The organism is Protofrankia sp. Cj3 (assembly GCF_917627355.1).
Lineage (GTDB): Bacteria > Actinomycetota > Actinomycetes > Frankiales > Frankiaceae > Protofrankia.
Map to the genome: position 1 here is coordinate 2,887 of NZ_CAKJTR010000216.1, position 5,239 is coordinate 8,125.

Consider the following 5,239-nt stretch of genomic DNA (forward strand, 5'->3'; position numbering starts at 1 on the left):
CACCGACACCGAGGCGCTCACCCTGCGGCTGCCGGGCGACGGCAGCATCGCCGGGCTGCGCCGCCTGCTCGATACCCTCGACGACGATCGCGTCGCCGGCCTGACGGTCACCTCGGCCGACCTCGACGACGTGTTCCTCGCGCTCACCGGCCACGCGGCCGAGGCGTCCGCGGCCGAGGAGATCCCCGCATGAGCGGCACCTACACCGTCCGTGACTCGATGACGATGCTGCGGCGCAACCTGCGCCACATCCGCCGCTACCCTTCGCTGTCGATCATGCTGGTCGCGCAACCGATCCTGTTCCTGCTGCTGTTCGTGTACGTGTTCGGCGGGACCCTGGGGGCCGGCCTGCCGGGCCACGAGGGCGGCGGAAACCGCGGCGGCTACCTCGCATTCATCATGCCGGGCATCCTGTTCATGACCATCGCCAGCATCGCGCTCGGCACCGCGATCTCGACCGCGACCGACATGACCACCGGGATCATCGCCCGGTTCCGTACGATGAACATCGCCCGGCTGTCGGTGCTCACTGGTCACGTGCTGGGTGCTGTCATCAGGACCGGATGCGCCGTGGTGATCGTGACGGCGTTCGCCTTCCTCCTCGGGTTCCGCTCCGACGCCGGTCCGCTCGGCTGGCTCGCCGCGATCGGGCTGTTGATTCTCATCGCATTCGCGCTCACCTGGCTGACCGTCGGCATGGGCCTGGCCGCGGACAGCGTCGAGACGGCCAGCAACACCCCGCTGTTCCTGATGATCCTGCCGTTCGTCAGCAGCGGCTTCGTACCGACCGACGCGATGCCGGCCGGGCTGCGCCAGTTTGCGGAGCACCAGCCGTTCACCCCGATGATCAATACCCTCCGCGCCCTCGTCACGGGCGCTCCGACAGGCTCCGACCGGTGGCTCGCGATCGGCTGGTGCATCCTGATCGCGCTGCTCGGCTGCCTCTGGTCACGTCGGCTGTTCCTCCGCGTGCCCGCGACATAGGAGACTGGTGCGGTGCTCACGATCAGTCAGCTGGCGTCGTACGCCGGCGTCACCGTGCGCGCGGTGCGGCACTACCACGCCAAAGGCCTCCTGCCGGAGCCGGAGCGCGACCATTCCGGCTACCGGCGCTACGACGCCCATGCCGTCGTCGAACTCATCAGGATCCGCGCTCTTGCCGAAGCCGGTGTGCCGCTCGCGCACGTCCGCGAGCTGTTGGCCGCGGGCGAGCGGGAGTTCACCGCGGCCGTCGCGGACATCGACCGGCGCCTACGCGCGGAGATCAAGGAGCGGCAACGGCACCGCGCGCGGATCGCGCAGCTGGCAGCCGGGGACAGCCTGGCCCTGCCGCCGGAGGCGGTGGCATACCTCGACCGGCTGCGCGAACTCGGATTGCCGGACCTGATGATCGAGGGCGAGCGGGACGCCTGGATCCTGGTAGCCGCCCAGCTCCCGGAGCACGTGTCGTCCTATGTGAAGCTGAAGAAGCAGCAGCTCGACGACCCGGCAACGGTCGCACTCTACCGCGATTTCGCCGCGATGATCTACTGGGAGATGGACGACCCGCGGGTGGCGGCCGTGGCCGACCGGCTCGTCGCCTCTCTCGAAGCCGCCGAGGACGAGGGATGGGAGAGCCACAACCAGGAGATGACCGACGCGCTCGCGGAGCTCCTCGACTCGGTCTTCCTCCACTCGGTGCCGATCGCCCGTCAGCTCATGGAGCGGCTCCACGAACGCGGCTGGCGCGGCTGGACCAAGCTCGAGCGGATCAGCCCGACAGAGCGCGCCACCGGCAGGCCCATCGCCCACCGCGCACCATCCCAGCCAGGATGATCATCGTTGCGCTCCGGCGCCACAGCTCCCGCTTCGTCGACGTGGCGAAACGTGAGTAGCGGCATCCGGGGCGCCAAGTACGGCCACCGGGTTACGTAGACGCTTCCAGGGCGGGCCGGTCACAGTTGGCTCGAGGGCCCACACCGCGCCGGTTGTGTCATTGTTCCCGTGGACGTACAGCGCATACGGACGACCCAGCGTCGCATCCAGACACGGATGGTAAATAGTGTCGCAGAACTTGCGGAAGGTCACGTACGTCACGCAGTCACACCGTGTGACGTACGGACTCGCTGCGACACCATGTCAGACTCTCACGGTCGCGTGAGCCACCTCGATAGCCGACTTGCGACGATCGAGGGACGGGTCTCCGGATGCGCCTGCCGGCTAGCCCCAAGGGCGTTCGGCTAGTCCGTGCCAAGATCGCGCCCGTGCGCACGGGACGCGCCGGATCTGCCGCCCGTCATCGGCTGGCCGAGGGGATGGTACTGACGGCTATCCGAGCCGCAGGAGTACCGCTCCAGCTGCTCCGTCCGGCGTTGACGCGCCTGACGGAGCAGCTCGGAATCGAGCACGTCCTCGCCGCTCGCGAGGCGATGCCCACCGCGGTTCCGTAAAGTTGCGATCAGTGGAGCGCGACGGACCGGAGGGTGGTGGGTGATGACTCGCTCGTTCAACACGACTGGACCGTGCGTGCCGATCGATCATTACATGATCCCAGCCCCGGCACGGCTCCCGGAAGTTCCAGATCTCGTCGAGGACAAGAAATATTTTGTTATTCACGCCCCCCGCCAATCGGGCAAGACAACGGCGCTACGGGCACTAGCCGCCGAACTGACCACGAGTGGGCGCCACGCGGCAGTGGTGCTGTCAATGGAGGCCGGACAGCCCTGGCCGGATGACGTCGGCGCGGCCACCCGTGCGATCCTCGGCCGTGCCCGTCGCGCAGCACGAACCAACCTGCCCGCCGAGTTGCGTCCGCCGCCATGGCCGGACAGCTGGGACGAAGTGCTCCTCTCGGACGCATTCGCCGCCTGGGCGGAGGCCTGCCCGCGACCACTCGTTCTTTTCCTCGACGAGATCGACTCTCTCGCGGGGCGCACGATGCTCAGCGTGCTTCGCCAACTGCGGGACGGCTTCGCTGACCGCCCCACCGGCTTTCCCGCGTCCGTGGCGCTCTGTGGCCTGCGCGACATCCGCGACTACAAGATCGCCGCAGGCGGCGACCCGACCAGGCTGACATCGCCAAGCCCGTTCAACATCGCGGTGACGTCGCTGCGGCTGAGTGACTTCACCATCGACGAGGTCCGCGCCCTCTATGGACAACACACCACCGACACCGGCCAACGGTTCACCTCACAGGCCGTCGAGTACGCCTACGCACTGACGATGGGCCAGCCATGGTTGGTCAACGCCCTCGCATACGAGATCGTCAACCGCATCAAGGTGCCAACGACGGTGACGATCACAGGCGAGCATGTCGACGAGGCCGCCGAACGGATCACGGTCGCCCGTGAGACCCACTTGGACTCCCTACTCGACAAGCTCCGTGACTCCCGCGTCAGACGGATCATCGAGCCCATCCTCGCCGGCACGCAGGTCAGGTTCGACCCGTTCGCCGACGACCTCGCCTACACCACCGACCTGGGACTGATCCGACGAACCGCGACAACGGTCGAAATAGCCAATCCGATCTACCGGAACGTCATCACGCGAGTCCTTGCCGACGGTCTCTTCGAGGGGATTCTCGGCGCGCCCCGGCCCCGCTCGTTCATACTCCCCGACGGCCGACTCGACCTGCCCGGCCTGCTCACCCGATTCACCGACTTCTGGCACCGGACCGAGGACATCCTCGAAGCCGACGAGCCCTACCGCGAAGTGACCCCCCACGTCACCCTGCTCGGCTACCTCGACCGCGCCATCAATGGAAGCGGCTTCGTGGACCGCGAATACGGCGTCGGACGCGGCGCACTCGACCTGCTCATCCGCTGGACCTACACCGAACCCGACGGCAGACCCGCCGTCCAGCGCGAAGCTCTCGAGGTCAAGACCCACCGGCCCGGCGACAAGGATCCGACGAAGGCCGGCGTCAGCCAGTTGGACTGCTACCTGCTCCGCCTCGGCCTCTCCGCCGGCCACCTCGTGATCTTTGACCAGCGACCCGCCGAACGCAAACGCGTCGCCACCAAGCTGGGCTCAGAGACCGCCACAAGCCCCAGTGGACGGACTGTCACGATTGTCCGTATCTGACCCGCCAGTACGTCGTCCTGTCGACGGCGACCCTCGACCGGCTCGACGAACACGTCGACGTCGTCGAGTTCGAGGCGGCGATCTCCGGCTGGGCCGTCGCGCGGGCCCTGGCCTGCCCACCCCGACCCGCGGCGCCACCCACCGAGCCCGCCGAAACGGCTCAGCCAGCGCGGCGGTGCCGGCGGTCGCGGGCGGACGCGCTACGCGAGACCGACCCGGACGGCCGTGTCCGGCTCGCTCCGACTCACCCGTTCGTCGACCCGGCGGTGCGGGTCGAGGCCTCCTACCAGGCCGGCCAGCAGGCCGTCGCGGTCGACGGGAAGGAGTCCCGCGGCGCGAAACGCGGCGGGATGCCCAGGGTGCACCTGCTCGGCTCGGTCGTCCACGCTCTGCGCATGCTGGTCGCCCAACAGCGGGTGGAGAATACGACCACCGAGGTCAGGCACGTCGCCTCACTCCTCGAACCGCTACCGCTGCGTGACGTGGTGATAACGGCTGACGCTCTCCAGACGAACGTGGCGAACACCCTCTACCTGCGCCGGATGAAGCTGGCGCACTACCTGCTGCCGGTCCGGGGTAACCAGCCCCGCCTGTTCGCCCTGCTCGACGCCCTGCCCTGGCTGACTACCCCGGTCACGGCCGCGACTCAGGAGCACAGCCATGGCCGGCTCGAGACCCGTACCCTGCGCCACCTGCCGATGCCCGCCGGCCACGGGATGGTTGATGCCGCCCGCGCTGTGCTCGTCGAACGCTCCGTCACCGAATGGCGCGGCGGCGCCTGGCGGACCAGGACCGAGGCTGTCCTGTCCATCACCAGCCTCGCCGCTCATGAGGCCACCCCCGCCGACCTGCTCGCCCACGTCCGCGGCCACTGGACCGTCGAGCACACACATTGGCTACGGGATGTCATCTGGCGCGAGGATGCCTCCCTGCTCCGTACCGGCGACAACCCCCAGCTGTGGGCCGCTATCACCAACCTCGTGATCAACATGTTTCGGCTACTGGGAGTAACACGGTTCACGATCAAACGGGTTTTATAGGACAAAAACGGTACTTCGTATCCCGTCGCACCGGGTACGAAGCTCGTGATCCTCCTCGAATCTGCGCAAAACCGGCTCGACGGGCTGGAGGACAAAACTTCCGATAGGTCAGCAGATCTTGATCAAACTCACTCTAA

5 protein-coding genes and 1 pseudogene are annotated in these 5,239 nt (G+C 67.7%); all 6 read left to right on the forward strand.

What is annotated here, in order from left to right; all coding sequences use genetic code 11:
• Positions 1-193 (forward strand): annotated as a pseudogene (locus MJ783_RS20525) (ABC transporter); the annotation flags it as partial.
• Positions 190-984 carry an ABC transporter permease gene (locus tag MJ783_RS20530; RefSeq protein WP_239312832.1) on the forward strand — a complete coding sequence of 265 codons (795 nt, stop codon included), beginning with the start codon at positions 190-192 and terminating at the stop codon, positions 982-984. The pseudogene MJ783_RS20525 and the gene MJ783_RS20530, both read left to right, overlap by 4 nt.
• A gap of 12 nt (positions 985-996) precedes the next feature.
• The gene (locus tag MJ783_RS20535) at positions 997-1,815 is read left to right on the forward strand and encodes a MerR family transcriptional regulator (protein ID WP_239312835.1); all 819 of its coding nucleotides are present in this window, start codon (positions 997-999) and stop codon (positions 1,813-1,815) included.
• 371 nt (positions 1,816-2,186) lie between these two features.
• Positions 2,187-2,429, forward strand: coding sequence for a hypothetical protein (locus MJ783_RS23765; RefSeq protein WP_370651741.1), 243 nt, complete (start codon positions 2,187-2,189; stop codon positions 2,427-2,429).
• Positions 2,430-2,505: 76 nt separating this feature from the next.
• The gene (locus MJ783_RS20540) at positions 2,506-4,062 is read left to right on the forward strand and encodes an ATP-binding protein (RefSeq protein WP_239312838.1); all 1,557 of its coding nucleotides are present in this window, start codon (positions 2,506-2,508) and stop codon (positions 4,060-4,062) included.
• A gap of 266 nt (positions 4,063-4,328) precedes the next feature.
• Positions 4,329-5,102, forward strand: coding sequence for an ISAs1 family transposase (locus tag MJ783_RS20545; RefSeq protein WP_239312841.1), 774 nt, complete (start codon positions 4,329-4,331; stop codon positions 5,100-5,102).
• Positions 5,103-5,239 lie beyond the last annotated feature (137 nt).